This is a genomic window from Pseudomonas sp. PA1(2017), from assembly GCF_001945375.1.
GTDB lineage: Bacteria > Pseudomonadota > Gammaproteobacteria > Pseudomonadales > Pseudomonadaceae > Aquipseudomonas.
On sequence record NZ_MSXU01000003.1, the window covers coordinates 103,923 to 123,412 of the forward strand.

At 63.6% G+C, this 19,490-nt stretch carries 22 protein-coding genes; 4 read left to right on the forward strand and 18 right to left on the reverse strand.

Going from position 1 to position 19,490, the window contains the following annotated elements; translation table 11 throughout:
• Positions 1-42: 42 nt before the first annotated feature.
• The 12 genes from BVH01_RS05610 to BVH01_RS05665 all read right to left on the reverse strand — a co-directional run bounded on the left by BVH01_RS05610 (position 43) and on the right by BVH01_RS05665 (position 11,722).
• Positions 43-1,248: an ISL3 family transposase gene (locus BVH01_RS05610; RefSeq protein WP_075929389.1), complete on the reverse strand. Its 1,206-nt coding sequence runs from the start codon at positions 1,246-1,248 to the stop codon at positions 43-45.
• 310 nt (positions 1,249-1,558) lie between these two features.
• Positions 1,559-2,578 carry a UDP-N-acetylmuramate dehydrogenase gene (gene murB / locus BVH01_RS05615; RefSeq protein ID WP_075929390.1) on the reverse strand — a complete coding sequence of 340 codons (1,020 nt, stop codon included), beginning with the start codon at positions 2,576-2,578 and terminating at the stop codon, positions 1,559-1,561.
• Entirely contained in the window at positions 2,575-3,039 is a 465-nt protein-coding gene (locus BVH01_RS05620; protein ID WP_075929391.1) for a low molecular weight protein-tyrosine-phosphatase, read from the reverse strand. Before BVH01_RS05620 ends, murB begins: the two co-directional genes overlap by 4 nt.
• The gene (gene kdsB / locus BVH01_RS05625; RefSeq protein ID WP_075929392.1) at positions 3,039-3,803 is read right to left on the reverse strand and encodes a 3-deoxy-manno-octulosonate cytidylyltransferase; all 765 of its coding nucleotides are present in this window, start codon (positions 3,801-3,803) and stop codon (positions 3,039-3,041) included. The genes BVH01_RS05620 and kdsB overlap by 1 nt, the downstream gene beginning before the upstream one ends.
• Position 3,804: 1 nt before the next feature.
• Entirely contained in the window at positions 3,805-3,990 is a 186-nt protein-coding gene (locus BVH01_RS05630; protein ID WP_013791977.1) for a Trm112 family protein, read from the reverse strand.
• Positions 3,991-4,030: 40 nt separating this feature from the next.
• A complete protein-coding gene (gene lpxK / locus BVH01_RS05635) occupies positions 4,031-5,038 on the reverse strand; it encodes a tetraacyldisaccharide 4'-kinase (protein WP_075929393.1) in 1,008 nt (335 codons plus the stop codon).
• Entirely contained in the window at positions 5,038-5,466 is a 429-nt protein-coding gene (locus BVH01_RS05640) for a biopolymer transporter ExbD (protein WP_075929394.1), read from the reverse strand. The genes lpxK and BVH01_RS05640 overlap by 1 nt, the downstream gene beginning before the upstream one ends.
• A complete protein-coding gene (locus BVH01_RS05645; RefSeq protein ID WP_075929395.1) occupies positions 5,463-6,119 on the reverse strand; it encodes a MotA/TolQ/ExbB proton channel family protein in 657 nt (218 codons plus the stop codon). Before BVH01_RS05645 ends, BVH01_RS05640 begins: the two co-directional genes overlap by 4 nt.
• Before the next feature lie 72 nt (positions 6,120-6,191).
• Positions 6,192-8,438 carry a DNA internalization-related competence protein ComEC/Rec2 gene (locus BVH01_RS05650; protein WP_083659435.1) on the reverse strand — a complete coding sequence of 749 codons (2,247 nt, stop codon included), beginning with the start codon at positions 8,436-8,438 and terminating at the stop codon, positions 6,192-6,194.
• 95 nt (positions 8,439-8,533) lie between these two features.
• Complete coding sequence (locus tag BVH01_RS05655) at positions 8,534-9,778, reverse strand: lipoprotein-releasing ABC transporter permease subunit (RefSeq protein WP_075929397.1); 1,245 nt, start codon at positions 9,776-9,778, stop codon at positions 8,534-8,536.
• On the reverse strand, positions 9,778-10,479 hold the full coding sequence (gene lolD / locus BVH01_RS05660; protein ID WP_075929398.1) for a lipoprotein-releasing ABC transporter ATP-binding protein LolD: 702 nt from the start codon (positions 10,477-10,479) through the stop codon (positions 9,778-9,780). Before lolD ends, BVH01_RS05655 begins: the two co-directional genes overlap by 1 nt.
• A complete protein-coding gene (locus BVH01_RS05665) occupies positions 10,472-11,722 on the reverse strand; it encodes a lipoprotein-releasing ABC transporter permease subunit (RefSeq protein ID WP_075929399.1) in 1,251 nt (416 codons plus the stop codon). The genes lolD and BVH01_RS05665 overlap by 8 nt, the downstream gene beginning before the upstream one ends.
• Before the next feature lie 95 nt (positions 11,723-11,817).
• Here BVH01_RS05665 and BVH01_RS05670 point away from each other — a divergent pair, with 95 nt between their 5' ends.
• The 4 genes from BVH01_RS05670 (at position 11,818) to BVH01_RS05685 (ending at position 14,027) form a co-directional block, all read left to right on the forward strand.
• Positions 11,818-12,390, forward strand: a complete 573-nt coding sequence (locus tag BVH01_RS05670; protein WP_075929400.1) for a PilZ domain-containing protein — start codon at positions 11,818-11,820, stop codon at positions 12,388-12,390.
• A complete protein-coding gene (locus BVH01_RS05675; RefSeq protein WP_075929401.1) occupies positions 12,387-12,683 on the forward strand; it encodes a phosphodiesterase in 297 nt (98 codons plus the stop codon). The genes BVH01_RS05670 and BVH01_RS05675 overlap by 4 nt, the downstream gene beginning before the upstream one ends.
• A 9-nt stretch (positions 12,684-12,692) precedes the next feature.
• Positions 12,693-13,412, forward strand: a complete 720-nt coding sequence (locus tag BVH01_RS05680) for a glycerophosphodiester phosphodiesterase (RefSeq protein ID WP_075929402.1) — start codon at positions 12,693-12,695, stop codon at positions 13,410-13,412.
• Positions 13,413-13,520: 108 nt separating this feature from the next.
• A complete protein-coding gene (locus BVH01_RS05685; protein ID WP_075929403.1) occupies positions 13,521-14,027 on the forward strand; it encodes an AAA family ATPase in 507 nt (168 codons plus the stop codon).
• 157 nt (positions 14,028-14,184) lie between these two features.
• Here BVH01_RS05685 and sthA read toward each other — a convergent pair whose 3' ends face one another.
• From sthA to BVH01_RS05715, 6 genes are all read right to left on the reverse strand, one after another.
• Positions 14,185-15,579 carry a Si-specific NAD(P)(+) transhydrogenase gene (gene sthA, locus BVH01_RS05690; protein WP_075929404.1) on the reverse strand — a complete coding sequence of 465 codons (1,395 nt, stop codon included), beginning with the start codon at positions 15,577-15,579 and terminating at the stop codon, positions 14,185-14,187.
• Between the two features lie 128 nt (positions 15,580-15,707).
• Positions 15,708-15,941 carry a (Na+)-NQR maturation NqrM gene (nqrM, locus tag BVH01_RS05695; RefSeq protein ID WP_075929405.1) on the reverse strand — a complete coding sequence of 78 codons (234 nt, stop codon included), beginning with the start codon at positions 15,939-15,941 and terminating at the stop codon, positions 15,708-15,710.
• Positions 15,938-16,981, reverse strand: coding sequence for an FAD:protein FMN transferase (locus BVH01_RS05700; RefSeq protein ID WP_083659431.1), 1,044 nt, complete (start codon positions 16,979-16,981; stop codon positions 15,938-15,940). Before BVH01_RS05700 ends, nqrM begins: the two co-directional genes overlap by 4 nt.
• Positions 16,978-18,201, reverse strand: coding sequence for an NADH:ubiquinone reductase (Na(+)-transporting) subunit F (gene nqrF / locus BVH01_RS05705; protein WP_075929406.1), 1,224 nt, complete (start codon positions 18,199-18,201; stop codon positions 16,978-16,980). The genes BVH01_RS05700 and nqrF overlap by 4 nt, the downstream gene beginning before the upstream one ends.
• Before the next feature lie 10 nt (positions 18,202-18,211).
• Entirely contained in the window at positions 18,212-18,820 is a 609-nt protein-coding gene (gene nqrE / locus BVH01_RS05710) for an NADH:ubiquinone reductase (Na(+)-transporting) subunit E (protein WP_075929407.1), read from the reverse strand.
• Position 18,821: 1 nt separating this feature from the next.
• Positions 18,822-19,490 carry an NADH:ubiquinone reductase (Na(+)-transporting) subunit D gene (locus BVH01_RS05715; protein WP_075929408.1) on the reverse strand — a complete coding sequence of 223 codons (669 nt, stop codon included), beginning with the start codon at positions 19,488-19,490 and terminating at the stop codon, positions 18,822-18,824.

Here is a 19,490-nt window from a genome sequence, read left to right on the forward strand (position 1 = left end):
ATTCAAGAAACCCGGTCTTCAGGCCGGGTTTTTTATGGTTCTTCACGGATTGCCGGGGAAGTCATTCTTGATCTTCATAAAGAAGAATTCGCTGTCCCGGTAGCCGTAAGCCATCCGTTTGATGACCTTGATCCGGTTGTTAATCCCTTCTAGCTGACCCGTGTGCATGGGCCAGCGCACCCTGCTCAGGATGCCGCGCCAGTAGCCCCTCAGTCGTTTAGCAAACTGCTTCAGTGCCGGTATCTCGCTTTCTTCAGCCAAACGTAGCCACTGCTTCCAGGCTGATCGCCAGCTCCAGGCAGTGGTGGGCGACCAGAGCGCTTTAAGTTCGGCTTTCATCAGGTAAACCGTCATCAGCGACTGGTTAGCGGCCAGTAGATCCTGCAGGCGCACTTGCTGGTCTTCGCGTTTGAGGTTCTCTGGATTGCGCAGCAGCAGCCACCGCGCTTGCTTGATGACCTTACGTGCAGGCTTGTCATGCCGCAGACGGTTGGCTTCATCCACTCGCACTCGGTCAATCACTTCTCGACCGTACTTAGCGACCACATGAAACAGGTCATAGACCACGCGTGCCTGTGGGCAGTGTTGGCGCACCTCCAGGTCAAACGCGGTATTCATGTCCATCGCCACTGCTTCTATCCGAGCGCAGCCTTCCGCCCCCAGTTCTTCAAAGAAAGGCCTGATGGCAGCTCGACTGCGTCCTTCGCCAATCCACAGCACCCGTCGGGTATCGGCATCCAGCACAACGCTGGCGTAACGATGCCCTTTGAACAAGGCGAACTCATCCATCACCAAGCGCCTCGGCTGAGCTTTCGGTAGTTTCTCCAAGGCGGTTTGTAATGCCCGTCGCTCCAGCAAGCGCACGCTATCCCAGTGCAAGCCGAACAGCTCAGCGACGTGCAGGGTGGGCAACCGCCGGCAAGCCTGAATCACGGCTTCGGCCAGCCGTCTGGTCATCCGCGAATAGCGGTCAAGCCAGCTGACTGACTCCATTCGCTTGCCGCATGCGGCACATCCGACGCGCCGCAGCTCCACATTCAATCGCACCGAGCGGCCAAGAATGGGCAAGTCACGGATCGAGCGCTGACAGTATTCATGGATGGTGGTGCTGGGCCGATGGCAGCCGCTGCAGGTGGGGAATCTGGTGGGCTGTGGGATCAGGTCGATCAACAGCGCTTCGCCGTCAGATCTGATGCCAACGACAGAAAAGCCCTCCCAAAAGGGCAGGAACGTATTAACATCGTGCACAAGAACGCCGGTTTGTAGATATGTTTGCTCGCACGAACATCATCCATCAAACCGGCGTTCTTGTTTCTGTCTTTCCCAGGATTCCGTGAAGAACCTTTTTTATTGCCTGCGATTCGAGACTTCATAGCCTCCAGTATTGGTTGGACCGACCCAGGTATCGCCGGACTCAACCCAGGCTACGGAAAGCCTGCCCTGCACACGCGGGGATATGCGCGATGTAGCCCGCGGTTGAGCGCAGCGATACCCGGGAGCAACGAGAAATGGGATAAGGAGACCTACGCAGCCCCGCCAATGCAGCGGGGCTACGCAATCAGAGCACGTTCGGCTCGATCTCCAGGCTGACACCAAAACGCTCGGCGATATCCACCTGAATGCGCTGCGCCAGGCCGAGCAATTGCTGCCCGGTGGCGTTGCCATGGTTGACCAGCACCAGCGCCTGCAGGCGGTGCACGCCAGCGTCGCCATCGCGGTAGCCCTTCCAGCCGGCCTTCTCGATCAGCCAGCCGGCAGCCAGTTTCACCTGGCCATCGGCCTGCGGGTAGGCCACCAGGTCGACGTACTCGGACTGCAGGCGCTGCGCCAGTTCGGCGGGCACCAGCGGATTCTTGAAGAAACTGCCGGCATTGCCGAGCAGCGCCGGGTCCGGCAGCTTCTCGCCACGAATCGCGCAGATGGCGCGACTGACATCCAGGGCGGTTGGCGCCTCGATGCCCTGCTCTGCCAGACGCTGGCGCACCGGACCGTAATCCAGATGCAGCGCTGCGTTGCGGCTCAGGGCGAAGCGCACGCGCAGGATGATCCAACGCCCGCTTTCGCGCTTGAACAGGCTGTCACGGTAGGCGAAGGCGCAGTCCTGCAGGCTGAACTCGCGAACCTCGCCGCTCTGCCGATCCAGGGCCGTGAGACCGAGAAAACAGTCCTTGAGCTCAACGCCGTAGGCGCCGATGTTCTGCACCGGCGAAGCGCCGACCGTGCCGGGAATCAAGCTGAGATTCTCCAGACCGACCAAGCCCTGGCCCAGCGTCCACAGCACGAAGTCGTGCCAGGGCTCGCCGGCTTCGGCTTCGATCTGCACGTGCTTGCCGTCATCGGCCAGCACGCGAATGCCGCGGCCGACCATACGCAGCACCAGCGCCTCGATATCGGTGGTCAACAGCAGGTTGCTACCACCGCCTAGCACCAACAACGGCACCTGACGCTCGTGCGCCGCTTCGAGCGCCTGACGAACCTGCTGCACGTCGCCCGCCTCGGCCCAGTAGCGCGCGGCCACATCCACACCGAAGGTGTTGTAGGCCTTGAGCGATACGCCCGACTGCACCACCAGGCTCATAACCGCCCCTTGAGTTCGATCAACAAGGCATCGCTGGCCTGCTCGAGCAGATCCAGCACATGCTCGAAGCCTTCGCTGCCGCCGTAATACGGATCCGGCACGTCGTCCTCGGCCAGTTCGAAACGGCGCAGATAGAGGTCCAGCTCGCCCCGCGCCTGGGCCGGACGCATACGCTGCAGATCGCGCAGGTTGGCGCCGTCCATGGCCAGGATCAGGTCGAAACGCGCGAAATCATCCACCGAGACCTGGCGGCCGCGCAGGCTGGACAGGTCATAGCCACGGCGGCTGGCCGCCTGCTGGGTGCGCGAATCCGGCGCCTTGCCCACGTGCCAGTCGCCAGTACCGGCGGAGTCGACTTCGATACGCTCGGCCAAGCCGGCCTGCTGCAGGCGCTGACGCATGACCGCCTCGGCGGTAGGTGAACGGCAGATGTTACCCAGGCAAACGAACAGGACGCGCATCAGGCACCTAGCAAACGACGGACACGATCCAGGTCTTCCTGGGTGTCGACGCCCGCGGGCGGTGCTTCCAGGGCGTCGGCGACATGGATACGCACGCCATGCCAGAGCGCACGCAGCTGCTCCAGGCATTCGGTGTTCTCCAGCCAGCACGGGCCCCAGGCGACGAAATCCTGCAGGAACCCGGCGCGGTAGGCATAAATGCCGATATGCCGGCGGTAAGGCACGCCCGCCGGCAACGCGTCACGGTCGGCGGCAAAGGCATCACGCGCCCAGGGCAACGGCGCTCGGCTGAAGGTCAGCGCCAGGCCGTTGAGGTCGCTGGCGACCTTGACCACGTTGGGATTGAACAGCGCGGCGACATCCTCGATCGGCTCGGCCAGGGTGGCGATGCCCGCCTGGGGATTGCCAGCCAGGTTGGCGGCCACCTGATCGATGATCGACGGCGGCACCAGCGGCTCGTCGCCCTGCACGTTGACCACGATGGCATCGGCTGCCAGGCCCAGCGCCGCGGCCACTTCGGCCAGGCGATCGGTACCGGAGTTATGGTCGACGCGGGTCAGCAGCACCTGGGCGCCAAAGCCTTTGCATGCTTCGACGATGCGCGCATCGTCGGTGGCCACTACTACCTGGGTCGCACTGCTCTTGCAGGCCTGCTCCCAGACATGCTGGACCATCGGCTTGCCGGCGATGTCCTGCAGCGGCTTGCCAGGCAGGCGGGTCGACGCATAGCGCGCTGGAATAACCACGGTAAAGGCGTTGCTCATGTTACTTGTCCAGGCGCTCGTCATCGTTGAGGGTGCGGGCTTCGCTTTCCAGCATGACCGGAATGCCGTCGCGGATCGGATAGGCCACACCGGCGCCCTTGCTGATCAGTTCGGTCTTGTCCTGGCTGAGCTTGAGTGGGCCCTTGGTGATTGGGCAAGCCAGGATATCGAGCAGTTTCGGGTCCATGGGAAATCCTTGAGAACAGGGAGGAAATAGGCGCGCAGGCTTAGTGCCGTTCGCCGAGCAGACGTTCCAGCCGGGCGTCGAACCAGGCGCGGAAAGCAGCGGACGGCTGGGCATCGACGGCCAGGTACCACCAGTCGTCGGCCGCGAAGGCCCGGCATTTCACCGCATCCTTCTCGGTCATTACCAGCGGCAGCGCCGGCGAGAAATTCAGCAGCTCCGCGCTGTAGGCAGCATGGTCGGCGAAGGCATGCGCGACAGGCCGCCAGTGTAGCGCCTCGAGGGTCTTGAAGAAACGCTGCGGGTTCCCAATGCCGGCCACGGCGTGCACGGCCTGGCCGGGGGGGAAATGATCGAGTGAACGGCGCTCACCGCTGCGCAGGTTGATCAGCGCGCTGGGCACCAGGGTGAAGGCGTAGCCGCCAGGTGGATCCTCGGGCGCGCCATTGTAGAGGCAGGCATCCACGCTCTGCAGGCGCTCGGCCGGTTCGCGCAGCGGCCCGGCAGGCAGACAGCGGGCATTGCCGAGGCCGCGGGCGGCGTCGATCAGCACCAGCTCCACGTCGCGGGCCAGGCGGTAATGCTGCAGGCCGTCGTCGCTGAGCAACAGATCCAGCGGCTCCTCGGCAAGCAGCGCGCGGGCCGCACGGCTGCGATCCGGGTCGATCATCAACGGCACGCCGCTGCGTTGCACGATCAGCAAGGGTTCGTCCCCCGCCTGCTCGGCACTCTGTTCGGCGCGAACCCGCCAGGGCAGGCTCGGCGGCTTGGCGCCGTAGCCGCGGCTGATCACCCCAACGCGCAGGCCGCGGGCCTGGCACTGCTCGACCAGCCAGAGAATCAACGGGGTTTTGCCGGTACCACCGACGGTGATGTTACCCACCACGATCAGCGGCACCGGCGCGCGGTAGATCTCGCCGTCACCGGCCAGGAAACGCTCGCGCTTGCGCTCTACCACGCGGCGGTAAAGGGCCTCCAGCGGGCGCAACAAAGCCAGCGCCGGGTGCCCCGCATACCACGCCCGTACCAGGCGGTCGGACAGGCTCGCCATCAGGGTGCGGCCTGGGTCTCGACCGTGGTGATACGCAGGTGCGCGAAGCCCAGCTTGCCGGCAGCGTCCATGGCAGTGATCACCGACTGGTGGCTGGTCTTGGCATCGGCGCTGATGGTCAGCGGCAGGCTGTTGTCGCCGCCGGATTCTTTCTGCAGCGCCGCCATCAGGTTGTCCAGGTCGTTCTTGATCAGCGCCTGACCGTTGAGCGAGAAGGCGCCGTCAGCGGAAATCACCACTTCCAGTTGCTTGAGCTCGCTCTGCTCCGGCGGCGTGCCACTGGCCGCCTCGGGCAGATCGACCTGCATGCGGGTCTCACGGGTGAAAGTGGTGCTTACCACGAAAAACAGCAGGAGGATGAACACCACGTCGATCAGCGAGGCGAGATTGATCTCGACCTGCTCACGCCGTCTACGTCTGAACTTCACGCCTTTTTGCTCCCCTTGGCCGGCTTGGGCTCCTCGGCCAGGTCGACGTCGCGTTCGCCCTGCACCATCTCCACCAGTTTGATCGCCTCCTGCTCCATGCCGATGACCAGTTCATCGACACGGCGCTGCAGGAAGCGGTGGAAGAACAGGGCTGGAATCGCCACGGTGAGGCCCGATGCGGTGGTGATCAGCGCCTTGGCGATGCCGCCGGCGAGCAGCGCTGGGTTGGCGGTGCTTCCGCCCATGAACGAGCCGAAGATGTCGATCATGGCGATTACCGTACCGAGCAGGCCGAGCAGCGGCGTGATGCCGGCGATGGTGCCCAGCGCATTGAGGTAGCGCTCCATTTCGTGCACCACCCGTGCGGCGGCCTCCTCGATGCACTCTTTCATGATCTCGCGACCATGCTTGGAGTTGGCCAGGCCCGCAGCGAGGATCTCACCGAGTGGGGAGTCGGCGCGCAGTTCCTTGAGCTTCTGGCTGTTCAGCTGTTTGTCCTTGATCCAGCGCCAGACCTGCCCCAGCAGATGCGGTGGCGTGACGCGGCTGACGCGCAGCGTCCACAGACGCTCAACAATGATGCCCAGGGCAGCGATTGAACACAGAATGATCGGCAGCATCACCCAGCCGCCAGCTTTAACCAGTTCCCACACGGTGGCAGATCCCCTTCGCAAAAGTGGCGCCACTCTAGCATAGGGTCGTGATGTCGCCGACGGCTGCGGTTCTCATTTTTCCCGCCAGAAACGCGGTATTTCACGCAACGCCTGCGGCTCGTCAAAGCTGCCGAGGTCGATACGCAGCGCGCCGGTCTCGACGCTGTCGTAGGCACGGGCATCGAAGACCTCGTAGCGAGAGACGATTGCCGGATGGGGATGGCCATAGGCGTTATGGTTGCCCCGCGAATACAGCACCGCCCGGGGCTGCACCGTCTTGAGCAACGCCCAGGACGACGAGCTGCGGCTGCCGTGGTGCGGCGCCACCAGCCAGTGAGCCTGCAGGTCACGGCCCGTGTCGATCAGTGCACGCTCGGCCCGGGCATCGATATCACCGGTCAGCAGGATGCGCTCGCCGGCAGCCTCGATGATCAACACGCAGGATGACTGGTTGCTGTTCGCCGCATCGGCCCAGCGCCAGGTGTCGAATTGCACGCCATCCCACGACCAACTCGTTTCCTCGCAATCCTCCGCACCAAGCCCGCCGGGCAGCTCGGGGGCTTCGCCGCTGACTACGCGCTTGACCGGCATGCCACGCGCCACCGCTTCGGCACCTCCGGAATGATCGTTGTCCGAATGACTGATCAGCAGCATGTCCAGCCCGCGCACGTCCAGCGCCCGCAACGACGGCAGCACCACCCGCTCGCCCATGTCGAAGTCGCCGAAACTGGGGCCGGCGTCGTACAGCAACGCGTGATGGCGGGTCAGCACCAGCATCGACAGGCCCTGGCCGACATCCAGCATCCACACCTCGGCGCGCTGCTCGGCAGGCCGCGGTACAGGCGTGAAAAGCAGCGGCAGCAGCAGGATCAGCCCCAGCCCGCGCACTGGCACACCGCTGGGCAGCAGAATGAACAACGCCCCCAGCGCCACCAGCAACCAGCCCCACAGCGGCAGGTCGCTGGGCAGCCAGGCCGGCAGCCACTCGGCCATCGCCCCAAGCACGCGAAACAGCCACTCCAGCGAGAAGCCGGCTAGCCACAGCAGCCCCTCGCCGAGCCAGGGCACCGGTAGCAGCAAGGTGCCAAGCAATGCCAGCGGCACCACGGCGAAGCCGACCCAGGGCACGGCGATTAGATTGGCCAGCGGGCTGCTGGCACTGACCGGCAGGCCGAGGGCCAGCAACATCGGTAGCAGGCCCACGGTCATTGCCCACTGCGCGCGACCCAGGGTGCGCCACCAGGCCCAGGCCCCCAGGCGCGCGGCGAAGATCAGAATCAGCAGCCCCACCGCGCCGAACGACAACCAGAAGCCTGGCTGCAAGACTGCCAGCGGTTCGAGAATCAGCACTGCGACCAGCGCCATCAGCAACGGCAAGGTGATACCCAGGTGACGAAAACGCCAGCGCCATAAAAGTACCAGGCCGATCATTGCGCAGGCGCGCTGCACCGGCACCTCGAAACCCGCCAGCAAGCTGTAGCCCAGCGCCGATGCGAAGCCCAACAGACAGGCAACCGGCAGCCAGGGCAGCGCGCGCGGCCACCAGCCCAGGCGCGCCAGCCAAAACACCAGGCCGTAGAACATGCCGGCCACCAGCGTCACGTGCTGGCCGGAGATCACCAACAGGTGCACGGTGCCGGTGTCCTGCAGCACCCGCCAGTCGGCCACCGACAGGCCAGAACTGTCGCCCAGCACCAGAGCGGCCAGGCCACCGGCGCGGCCATGGGGATCCTTGGCGAGCATGTGCTGGCGCAACCCATCGCGCCATGCCGAACTGCCGCCGGCTTCGCTCAGGCGCTGGCCGGACTTGATGGTGCCCACCCCGCCGATGCGCTGGGCCAAGAGCCACGCCTCGTAATCGAAGGATTGCGGATTGACCAGCCCATGGGGCCGTTTGAGGTTCACCGCCACGCGCCAGCGCTCACCGGCACGAATCTCCGGCCCGTCGTACCAGGACAGGCGCAGCAACTGCGGCAGCTCGGCGCGACGCGAGTATGGCTCGGCCAGATGAAAGCGCACCACGCCTTCGCGCACGTCCGGCAGGTCGACCACCCTGCCCTCCAACCACAACGTGCGACCGTCCAGTTCCGGCTCCAGGCGATCATCCAGCGCCCATTGCGCAGAGGTACATGCCCAACTGAAACCAAGCAGAAACAGACCGACCAGATAGCCGCGAGAAACCAGAAGTACCAGCCCCAGCAGCGCCGTCATCCACAACAGAGAGGTGGGCGGTAGTTGCGGCAGGAAGCGCAGCAGCAGCAAGCCGGCTGCCAATGCCAGCAAAGCGCTACGTAAATCGCCTGTTCGAGTGCCGTCCATGGACGTCCCGCTGAGCAAAGGGTACAGAAACGCGAAGGCCGCTACGTTCATAGCGGCCTTGCGAGCCTAGCAGGCGGATGATGCGGCGGCGGGCGTCACTCGTAACGCAATGCCTCGGCCGGCTGGGTACGTGATGCGCGCCAGGACGGATACAAGGTGGCGAGGAAGCTCAGGGTCAGCGCGGCACTGCAGATCAGTACCACGTCGGCGACCTGCAGCTCCGACGGCAAGGTGCTGATGAAGTACACGTCGGAGCTGAACACGTGCTGGCCGCTGACGCGCTCCAGCCAACCCACCAGTTCGCTGACGTTGAGCGCCGCCAGCACACCCAGCACGCCGCCGATCAGTGTGCCGATCACGCCGATCACCGTGCCCTGGACCATGAAGATGCCCATGATTTGCCGTGGCGTGGCACCCAGCGTACGCAGGATGGCGATATCGGCGCCCTTGTCGGCGACCACCATGATCAGCGTGGCGATGATGTTGAAGGCCGCCACCGCGACGATCAGCAGCAGCAACAGACCGATCATGGTCTTTTCCATCTTCATGGCGCTGAACAGGCTGCCCTGGGTCTGGGTCCAGTCGCTGGCGTGGTAGCCCTCGCCCAATTGCGCGGCAATCGCCGCCGCCACCTGGGGCGACTGATACAGGTTCTTGAGCTTGAGGCGGATGCTCTGCACCGAACCCGGCTCCAGGCGCTGGATCTGCGCGGCATCGGCGACGTTGATCAGCGCTAGGGAGCTGTCCAGGTCGGCGCCGACCTTGAAGATGCCGACCACGTTCAAACGCTGCATGCGCGGCGTGATGCCACCAGGCACGGAGCTGACTTCCGGCACGATCAGCGCCAGGCGATCGCCGATCTGTAGCTGGAAACGCCGTGCGGTGATCTCGCCGATGATCACCCCGTACTCGCCTTCGCGCAGATCGCTCAGCCGGCCCTGCACCATGTGGTCACCGATGATCGAGACCTTCGGCTCCAGCGCAGGGTCGATGCCATGCAGCTGAATCGGCTGCATCACGCCGCGGTAGGAAAGCATGCCTTCCAGCTCGGCGAACGGCACCGCAGCCTCGACCTGCGGATTTTGCAGCGCCACCTTGGCCGGCGCCTGCCAGTCGGCCAGGGCAGGTGCCCCGGCGATGGTCGCGTGGGGCACCATGCCGAGGATGCGCGAGCTCATTTCCCGGTGAAAGCCGTTCATCACCGACAGCACCACGATCATCGCCAGCACGCCCAGGGACAGGCCGATCATCGAGGTCAGGGAAATGAACGAGATGAAATGATTGCGCCGCTTGGCGCGGGTATAACGCAGGCCGATGAAGACACTCAGCGGGCGAAACATCAGGCGCGCACCAGCTTGCCGTCTTCCAGGCTCAGCACCCGGTCCATCTGCCGCGCCAGATGCAGATCGTGGGTCACGATCAGGAAGGCGGTCTGCGACTGGCTACTCAGCTCGCGCATCAACTCCTGAATACCCTGGGCAGTATGGGAATCGAGGTTGCCGGTAGGCTCGTCGAGCAGCACCAGGCCGGGGCGGTTGACCAGTGCCCGGGCGATCGCCACACGCTGGCGCTCACCGCCGGACAGCTCGGCCGGCTTGTGGCTCAGGCGATGGCCAAGGCCGACTCTCTCGAGCAGCTCGGTGGCGCGCTGGCGCGCTTCGGGAATCGGCGTTTTGCCGATCAACAGCGGCATGCACACGTTCTCCAGCGCAGTGAACTCGGCAAGCAGGTGGTGAAACTGGTAGACGAAGCCCAGCGCGCGGTTACGCAGCAGGCCGCGTTGCTTCTCGTTGAGTGCCGACAGCTCCTCGCCAGCCAGCCAGACGCTGCCGCTGCTCGGCGTATCCAGGCCACCGAGCATGTTGAGCAGCGTGCTTTTGCCCGAACCGGAACTGCCGACGATGGCCACGCGCTCGCCGGGAAACAACTCCAGTTGCAGATCGTCGAGCACCACCACCGATTGCGGGCCTTCTTCGTAGCGCTTGCTCAGGTTGCGGCAGCTGAGCACGGCGCCTTGCGCCTGCACGACCGGTTCACTCATAACGTAATGCCTCCGCGGGCTGGGTGCGCGCCGCGCGCCAGGCCGGATAAAGAGTAGCGAGGAAACTCAGGACCAATGCCGCACCGCACACTTGCACCACGTCGGCGAGCATCAGCTGCGACGGCAGGTAGTCGATGAAATACACGTCGGCATTGAGAAACTTGAAGCCCAGCAGGCGCTCGACGCCGGCGATGATGGCGCTGATGTTCAGCGCGGCGAGAATGCCCAGCACCGCACCGATGATGGTGCCGATTACCCCGATCACCGTGCCCTGCACCATGAAGGTGGCCATGATCTGCATCGGCGTGGCGCCCAGGGTGCGCAGAATGGCGATGTCGCCCTTCTTGTCGGTGACCACCATCACAAGCGTGGAAATGATGTTGAACGCGGCGACGGCAACGATCAGCAGCAGCAGCAAGCCGATCATGGCTTTTTCCATGCGGATGGCCTGATAGAGGTTGCCGTGGGTGCGCGTCCAGTCGCGGGCCAGGTAATCCTGCTGACCGAAGCTCTGGGCCAGTTGCCAGGCGGTGCGCGGCGCCTGGAACAGGTCGGCGAACTTGAGGCGGATACCCTGGACCTGGTCAGGCTGATGACGCTGCAGGCGGGCCAGATCCTGGACGTGAGTCATGGCCATGAATCCGTCGATTTCGCCAGCACCGACATGGAAGATGCCGACCACGGTAAAGCGCTTCAGGCGCGGGAACACGCCGCCCGGGGTAACGGTGACTTCCGGCGCCACGAAAGTGATCTTGTCGCCCATGCCGACGCCGAGCTTGGCGGCGGCCTTGTCGCCGATGACGATGCCGAAGGTGCCCGGCTGCAGATCCTCGAGGCGACCTTCCCGGAAGAAGTCGCCGATGATCGACACCTTGGGCTCCTCGACGGGATCCACGGCATTGATCAATACCTTCTGCACCTTGCCGTCGTTGGTCAGCAGGCCCTGCATCTGACTGAAAGGCGCCACCGCCAGCACCTGCGGGTTCTTCAACGCGCGGTCGGCCAGGCGCTGCCAGTCGGTGATCGGCGTAGCGCTCTCGATGGTCGCGTGGGGCACCATGCCGAGCACCCGGGTGCGCATTTCATGGTCGAAGCCATTCATCACCGACAGCACCAGGATCATCACCAGCACACCAAGTGCCAGCCCGATCATCGAGGTCAGGGAAATGAACGAAACGAAGTGGTTGCGACGCTTGGCCCGCGTGTAGCGCGTACCGAGAAAAACGGACAGGGGTCTGAACATGTGGGGCGCTTGTTCGAGGGAAAGAGAAACGTCCTTGTGGCGGGGCCTGGCGAGCGGCCTTACACTCTGACCACCACTGCTGCCATGGGTTCGCCATGTCGACTCAAGACGAAAACGATCGCCGCGAATACTACCGTATCGAGGACACGATCGCACTGGATTTCACCCCCCTGGCCGGCGCCGAGGCCCTGGCCAGTGACGAGCTTCACGACGCATCCCCCCTGTTCAACCTGCTCAGCGAACTGCACGTGATGGACTTCGAATCCCAACACCTGCTGCGCAACATCAGCGAGCGCGACCGCACCCTGGCGGGCTACCTCAAGGTAGTCAACAAGCGCATCGACCTGCTCGGCCAGGCGATGGCCCAGAGCCTGCTGCGCGATATCGGCCCGCCCAAGCGGGTGACGCTGTCCGAGGGCGGCATCAGTTTTCTCAACACACAGCCGGTAACAATCGACAGCCACCTGGCCATGAAGATGGTCTTGATGCCCCAGGCACTCGGCCTGCTGCTGCGCGCCAAGGTGCTGCATTGCACCGAGCGTGACGGCCAGTTCGAGATCGGCGCCGAGTTCGAAGCGCTGACTGACGCACAACGCCAATTGCTCGCCCGGCATATCCTGCAGCGTCAGGCGCAGGAGCGCCGCCAGGCCCGCGAGGAACTCACGTGATACCGTCCCGATTGCTGCTTTCGTTGGTTCTGCTGCTGCCCCTGGCAGCCCAGGCCGAGACCCTGACGATTCCCGTCGGCCAGCAAGGCGCCGATCTCACCGACCTGCCGCAAAAGGGCCAGTCGAAGCGTTCGGTACTGGAACGCTTCGGCCTCGCCGATGAAGAACACCCCGCGGTCGGCAAGCCGCCGATCACCCGCTGGGACTACCGCGAATTCAGCGTCTACTTCGAATACGATCATGTGATCGACAGCGTGCGCCACCTGCAACCGCGCACCACCGCCACCGAGTAAGGAGCAACCGTGACCCTGATCTACGGCCATCGCGGCGCCAAGGGCGAAGCCCCGGAAAATACCCTGGTCAGCTTTCAGCAGTGCCTGGAGCACGGCGTACGCCGTTGTGAGCTGGACCTGCACCTGTCGCGCGACGGCGAGCTGATGGTCATCCACGACCCGACGCTCAAGCGCACCACCGGCCAGCGCGGCAAGGTGGTCGAGCACGATGCCGCCGAACTGGTGCATTACGACGCTCGCCGCGGCGGCCCGGGCTGGCGGCACCCCTGCCCCATTCCACGGCTGAGCGAACTGTTCGAGCAATGCGACTTCGAGCACTGGCAACTCGAGGTCAAGAGCGCCTCCAAGGTGCGCGCGGCACGAACCGTGGAAGCCATTGCCCTGCTCAGCCGCCGTTTCGGCCTGGACGACAAGATCACCATCACCTCCAGCTCTCGCGAAGTGCTCAGCGCCGCCCAGCGCCTGACGCCACATCTGGGTCGCGGCCTGGTCGCCGAATACGCCTGGCTGGACCCGATCAAGGTGGCACGTAACTATGGCTGCGACCTGCTCGCTTTGAACTGGACGCTGTGCACCCCGGAACGCCTGCTCAAGGCGCAGAAAGCCGGCCTGCACGTGTCGGTGTGGACCGTCAACGAACCCGCCCTGATGCGCCGTCTCACCGACTTCGGTGCCGACAGCATCATTACCGATTTTCCCGGTATCGCCGTCAACACGCTGCGCAGCTAAGCGAAGCGGCTCCTTAATGTGGGAACGGGCCATGCCGGTGATTTCGCGCGCATGGTGCGCTCCCACTTCCTGCCCCGCAGTGAAGGCGCAAGCACAAATGGATCGAACATGCTGATCGTCCTCAGCGGCCTGCCGGGCACCGGCAAGACCACCCTCGCCAAAGTCCTGGCCGCCCATCTCGAAGCCGTCTACCTGCGCATCGACAGCATCGAGCAGGCACTGCGTAACAGCACGGTACTCAGCCAGGGCGTCGGTAGCAGCGGCTACCAGGTGGCCAACGCCATCGCGCTGGACAACCTCAAGATGGGACGTCGGGTGATCGCTGACTGCGTCAATCCGGTAGAGGAAAGCCGCCAGGCCTGGGCCGATACAGCCGCACAAGCACGGTGCCCATTGTTGAACGTTCGGATCATCTGTTCCGATCCTGATCAACATCGCCGGCGCGTGGAGTCCCGAATCAGCGACGTACCGGGGCTGGTGGTGCCGGACTGGCAATCGGTCATGGTCCACGAGTACGAGCCCTGGCTGCAGGCGCCACTGACCCTCGATACCGCGCAGCTATCGACGGATGCAGCGCTGGCGCTGCTCATCGAGCACCTAGCCGCCTATTCGTAAGCGCGCGTTTGAAAACGCCAGGGATCGCCCATAAAAAAACCGATCCACTGGGAATCGGTTTTCTGGCCTGCTCAGACGCTCTCGCGGTTTGGCCAGCGCCAGTCGCGGGAGTCGGCGAACGGATCCCCGACCGGCTCAGGCCGCCGGCCGGAGCCGCTCAAAAAAGCCGGTTGAGGCCGTCGAATGCCGCCACCCGGTAGGCTTCGGCCATGGTCGGGTAGTTGAAGGTGGTATTGACGAAATACTTGAGGGTATTCGCCTCACCCTTCTGGTTCATGATCGCCTGGCCGATGTGCACGATCTCCGAAGCCTGGTAGCCGAAGCAATGCACGCCGAGCACTTCCAGGGTTTCGCGGTGGAAGAGGATCTTCAGCATGCCCACCGGCTCGTGGGAAATCTGCGCCCGCGCCATGCTCTTGAAGAACGCCTTGCCGACTTCGTAGGGAATCTTGGCCTTGGTCAGCTCGTGCTCGTTCTTGCCGATCGAGCTGATCTCGGGAATCGTGTAGATACCGGTCGGGATGTCGTCGACGATCCGCCAGCTACCGTTGTCGACGATGCTGCCGGCGGCGGAACGGCCCTGGTCGGCGGCGGCACTGGCCAGGCTCGGCCAACCGATCACGTCACCCGCGGCATAGATGTTCGGGACTTCGGTACGGTAGTACTCATCGACCTGCACCTGGCCACGGCTGTTGACGTTGATGCCGATGTTTTCCAGGCCCAGCTTGTCGGTGTTGCCGGTACGACCGTTACACCACAGCAGCGCATCGGCCTTGATCTTCTTGCCGGACTTCAGGTGCAGGATCACGCCGTTGTCCAAGCCTTCGATGCGCTCGTACTCCTCGTTGTGACGAATCAGTACGTTGTTGGTGCGCAGGTGATAGCTCAGGGCATCGGAAATTTCCGAGTCGAGGAAGCTCAGCAGTTGATCGCGGTTGTCGATCAGATCGACCAGCACGCCCAGGCCGCTGAAGATCGACGCATACTCGCTGCCGATCACGCCGGCACCGTAGATGATCAGGCGGCGCGGGGTGTGGCTGAGGGTCAGGATTGTGTCGCTGTCGTAGACCCGCGGATGGTTGAAGTCGACATCCGCCGGGCGGTAAGGGCGCGAGCCGGTGGCGATGATCACCTGCTTGGCGGACAGGGTTTCCACCACGCCGTTGGGGCAGACCACTTCGATGGTCTGCTCGTCGGCGAAGCTGCCGGTGCCGAAGAACACGTCGATGCGGTTGCGCGCGTAGTAACCGGTGCGCGAGGTGACCTGCTTGGCGATCACCCGCTCGGCACTTTTCAGCACGTCGGGGAAGGAGAACCAGCGCGGCTCGCCGATCTGGCGGAACATGGGGTTGGTGTTGAACTGCATGATCTGCCGCACCGAGTGGCGCAGCGCCTTGGACGGGATGGTGCCCAGGTGGGTGCAGTTGCCGCCGACTTCACGGCGGTCGTCGACCACCGCCACCTTGCGACCGGCCTTGGCCGCGTTCATCGCCGCCCCTTCACCTGCAGGGCCGGAGCCCAATACCACGACATCGTAGTTGTAGACCGCCATGTTCACTCCTCTGATCACGCCGTAACGCTTATCGCGCGTTATCGACAGAACCAGGCCGACCGGGCGGCCTGGCACGCAACATCATGCAAAACGTTGCATAGGGTAACGCCCTATGCGGCGCTTGGCGATCAGCGCTTGCTGGCGTCGTAGGTTTGCACGCCGGATTTGCCATTGCCTTCGGCATCACCCGACACTTCCGGGCACTTCTCGCGGTCGTCACCGCAGATCGAGCACTTCTTCTCGATCCCCAGGTTGGCGATACCGCCGCACGAACCGGCGATGGGCTTGCGGCCCATCATCACACCGACGGCCATCAGACCGACGACGGTGAGCATGATCAGAAAAACCATCACGAATGTCATTGCTTGCCTCCCGCAGCGAATAGCTGCTCGAAAGTGGCGGTACTGCGTGTGACGAATCCGTCACCCTCACGGGTCACGAAGAACGCCGCGATACCTTCGCGCTCCGCGTACTCGAAGCCCTTATCCGGGCCGAGCACGAGCAGCACGGTGGACAGGCCGTCGGCCATCAGCGTAGTGGGCGCGGCCACGGTGACCGCCGCCAGGGTGTGCTGAATCGGTGCGGCGGTCTGCGGATCGAGGGTGTGGGAATAACGTACGCCCTGCTCCTCGAAATAATTGCGGTAGTCACCTGAGGTGGAAATGCCGTAACCGTCCAGTTCGATCACCCGCTGGATGGCACGCTGATCGTCTCGAGGCGCCTCGAGCGCAATGCGCCAGGGCTGGCCGTCGGGTTTGCGCCCTACCGCCTTGAGTTCACCCGTGGCTTCGACCAGGTAACTGCTCACCCCCTGTTCGACCAGCCGCGCAATGATTCGATCAACCGTATAGCCGGCCGCGATGCTGTTGAAGTCGACCTGCAGGTCGAGATCCTTGCACAGGCGCTCGCCGTCGATGTGCAAATGCTCCTGGCCGATACGCCCGCGCACCTCCTGCAGCGCCTCGGCATCCGGCACCTGACGTTGGCCATTGCCGCGCGGACCGAAGCCCCACAGGTCGAGCAACGGCTCGAGGGTCAGGTCGAAGGCGCCGCCACTGTCGCGATGCAGGGTATTGCCGGTCTCGATCAGTTGCAGCACGCCCGCCGGCATCGGCATGCAGGTGCCGGCGGGGGCGCGGTTGAACTGCTCGATCAGCGAATCATCGCGGTAAGTGGACATCTGCTCGTCGACTTCGGCGAAGATTGCCTCCACATCGGCTTTGAGCGTGGCCTTGTCCGGCACGCCTTTGGCGCTGACGTACTTGACCGAGTAGGTGCTGCCCTGGGCGGGCCCACCGAACTCTTCGACGGTCTCGGAAAAACCGCAGCTCACGAGCGTAGCAACCAATGTCGCAGCCAGGGCTGCGACAAGGGCGGGCTGCTTCAGAGCGGCTGCAATCATCCGCCGAAGTCGTCGAGCAGGATGTTGTCCTGTTCGACACCCAGGTCGGTGAGCATCTTGATGACCGCGGCGTTCATCATGGGCGGGCCGCACATGTAGAACTCGCAATCCTCGGGCGCCGGGTGATCCTTGAGGTAGTTCTCGTAGAGCACGTTGTGGATGAAGCCCTTGAGGCCGGTCCAGTTGTCTTCCGGCTGTGGGTCGGACAGCGCCAGGTGCCATTCGAAGTTCGGGTTCTCCGCCTGCAGCTGGTCGTACTCCTCGGTATAGAACGCCTCGCGCATCGAGCGCGCGCCGTACCAGAAGCTGATCTTGCGCGTCGATTTGAGGCGCTTGAGCTGATCGAAGATGTGCGAGCGCATCGGTGCCATGCCGGCACCCCCGCCGATGAAGACCATCTCGGCATCGGTGTCCTTGGCAAAGAACTCGCCGAACGGCCCGTAAACCGTGACCTTGTCACCCGGCTTGAGGCTAAACACGTACGAGGACATCTGCCCCGGCGGCAGGTGATCCTTGCCGGGAGGCGGCGAGGCGATGCGGATGTTGAACTTCACCAGCCCGCGCTCTTCCGGGTAATTGGCCATGGAGTAGGCACGAATCACCGTTTCGTCGACCTTGGACACGTACTTCCACTGGTTGAACTTGTCCCAGTCGCCGCGATACTCCTCCTGGATGTCGAAGTCCTTGTAGTGCACTTCGTGGGGCGGGCACTCCAGCTGCACGTAACCACCAGCGCGGAAATCGACGTTCTCGCCTTCCGGCAGCTTGAGGGTCAGCTCCTTGATGAAGGTAGCCACGTTCGGGTTGGACTCGACCGTGCACTCCCATTTCTTCACGCCGAACACTTCTTCGGGTACTTCGATCTTCATGTCCTGCTTGACTGGCGTCTGGCAGGACAGGCGCCAGCCCTCGCGGGCCTCGCGCTTGTTGAAGTGCGACTCCTCGGTGGACAGCATCTCGCCACCACCGCTTTCCACGATGCACTTGCACTGCGCACAGGTTCCACCGCCGCCACAGGCGGACGACAGGAATATCTCGTTTTCGGCCAGGGTCTGCAGCAACTTGCCGCCGGCCGGAACGGTGATGGTGCGCTCACCGTTGATCTCGATGTTCACGTCGCCGGCGGAAACCAGACGCGCACGCGCCATGAGGATCACCGCCACGAGGAGGATGATCACCACGGTGAACATGGAGACTGCTACTAGAATCTCGAAAGCCATCGGCAACCCCTTACAGCTGTACGCCGGAGAACGACATGAAGCCCAGCGACATCAGGCCAACGGTGATGAAGGTCAAACCCAGGCCGCGCAGGCCGGCGGGTGGGTCGCTGTACTTGAGCTTCTCGCGGATGGCGGCCAGCAGCACGATGGCCAGCGCCCAGGACACCCCGGCACCGGCACCGTAGACCACGCTCTCGGTGAAGTTGTAGTCGCGCTCGACCATGAACAGCGTGCCGCCGAAGATGGCGCAGTGCACGGTGATCAGCGGCAGGAAAATGCCCAGCGCGTTGTAGAGCGCGGGCAGGTACTTGTCGAGCACCATCTCCATGATCTGCACCACCGCAGCGATCAGGCCGATGTAGCAGATCAGGCCGAGGAAGCTCAGGTCGACTTCCGGCAGGCCGGCCCAGGCCAGCGCGCCGTCCTTGAGCAGGTAGACGTACAACAGGTTGTTCAGCGGCACGGTGATGACCATCACCACGATGACCGTCAGGCCGAGCATCAGGGAGGTTTCGACCTTCTTGGAAATCGCCAGAAAGGTACACATGCCCAGGAAGAACGCCAGCGCCATGTTCTCGATGAACACCGCGCGGACGAACAGGCTGATGTAATGTTCCATATCAGTAAGCCTCCTCGTTCTTCACTTGCGGCGCCATGCGGTACTCGACCTTCTCGACCTGCTCCTTCTTGTAGCTACGCAGGGCCCAGATGAACAGACCGATCAGGAAGAACGCCGACGGCGGCAGCAGCAGCAGGCCGTTGGGCTGGTACCAGCCGCCATTGTTGACGGTGTGCAAGATCTGCACGCCCATCAGCGAACCGGCACCGAACAGCTCGCGCACGATACCCAATGCCACCAGCATGGCGCTGTAGCCCAGACCGTTGCCCAGGCCGTCGACGAACGACGCCACCGGCGGGTTGGACATGGCGAACGCTTCGGCACGGCCCATGACGATGCAGTTGGTGATGATCAGGCCGACGAACACCGACAGACGCTGACTCAGGCTGTAGGCATAGGCCTTGAGGAACTGGTCGATGACGATCACCAGGGAGGCGATGATCACCACCTGGGCGATCATGCGAATGGAACCCGGGATCTGGTGGCGCACCATCGAGATGAAGAAGCTCGAAAACGCCGTGGTCAGGGTCAGCGCGATGGACAGTACCAACGCGGTGCTCAGGCTGGAGGTAACCGCCAGCGCCGAGCAGATGCCGAGAATCTGCAGGCCGATCGGGTTCTTGTTGAGAATCGGATCGAGCAACAGCTCTTTCATGGTGGGTTTGGACAT

Bases quoted from the DNA above. Each gene is read 5' to 3' on its own strand.
- BVH01_RS05700 (WP_083659431.1), bottom strand. From the start codon at position 16,981: ATGATTGCAGCCGCTCTGAAGCAGCCCGCCCTTGTCGCAGCCCTGGCT.
- BVH01_RS05650 (WP_083659435.1), bottom strand. From the start codon at position 8,438: ATGGACGGCACTCGAACAGGCGATTTACGTAGCGCTTTGCTGGCATTG.
- BVH01_RS05620 (WP_075929391.1), bottom strand. From the start codon at position 3,039: ATGCGCGTCCTGTTCGTTTGCCTGGGTAACATCTGCCGTTCACCTACC.
- nqrE (WP_075929407.1), bottom strand. From the start codon at position 18,820: ATGGAACATTACATCAGCCTGTTCGTCCGCGCGGTGTTCATCGAGAAC.
- BVH01_RS05655 (WP_075929397.1), bottom strand. From the start codon at position 9,778: ATGTTTCGCCCGCTGAGTGTCTTCATCGGCCTGCGTTATACCCGCGCC.
- BVH01_RS05665 (WP_075929399.1), bottom strand. From the start codon at position 11,722: ATGTTCAGACCCCTGTCCGTTTTTCTCGGTACGCGCTACACGCGGGCC.
- murB (WP_075929390.1), bottom strand. From the start codon at position 2,578: ATGAGCCTGGTGGTGCAGTCGGGCGTATCGCTCAAGGCCTACAACACC.
- BVH01_RS05685 (WP_075929403.1), top strand. From the start codon at position 13,521: ATGCTGATCGTCCTCAGCGGCCTGCCGGGCACCGGCAAGACCACCCTC.
- BVH01_RS05715 (WP_075929408.1), bottom strand. From the start codon at position 19,490: ATGTCCAAACCCACCATGAAAGAGCTGTTGCTCGATCCGATTCTCAAC.
- nqrM (WP_075929405.1), bottom strand. From the start codon at position 15,941: ATGACATTCGTGATGGTTTTTCTGATCATGCTCACCGTCGTCGGTCTG.
- BVH01_RS05670 (WP_075929400.1), top strand. From the start codon at position 11,818: ATGTCGACTCAAGACGAAAACGATCGCCGCGAATACTACCGTATCGAG.
- lpxK (WP_075929393.1), bottom strand. From the start codon at position 5,038: ATGGCGAGCCTGTCCGACCGCCTGGTACGGGCGTGGTATGCGGGGCAC.
- BVH01_RS05630 (WP_013791977.1), bottom strand. From the start codon at position 3,990: ATGGACCCGAAACTGCTCGATATCCTGGCTTGCCCAATCACCAAGGGC.
- sthA (WP_075929404.1), bottom strand. From the start codon at position 15,579: ATGGCGGTCTACAACTACGATGTCGTGGTATTGGGCTCCGGCCCTGCA.
- lolD (WP_075929398.1), bottom strand. From the start codon at position 10,479: ATGAGTGAACCGGTCGTGCAGGCGCAAGGCGCCGTGCTCAGCTGCCGC.
- kdsB (WP_075929392.1), bottom strand. From the start codon at position 3,803: ATGAGCAACGCCTTTACCGTGGTTATTCCAGCGCGCTATGCGTCGACC.
- nqrF (WP_075929406.1), bottom strand. From the start codon at position 18,201: ATGGCTTTCGAGATTCTAGTAGCAGTCTCCATGTTCACCGTGGTGATC.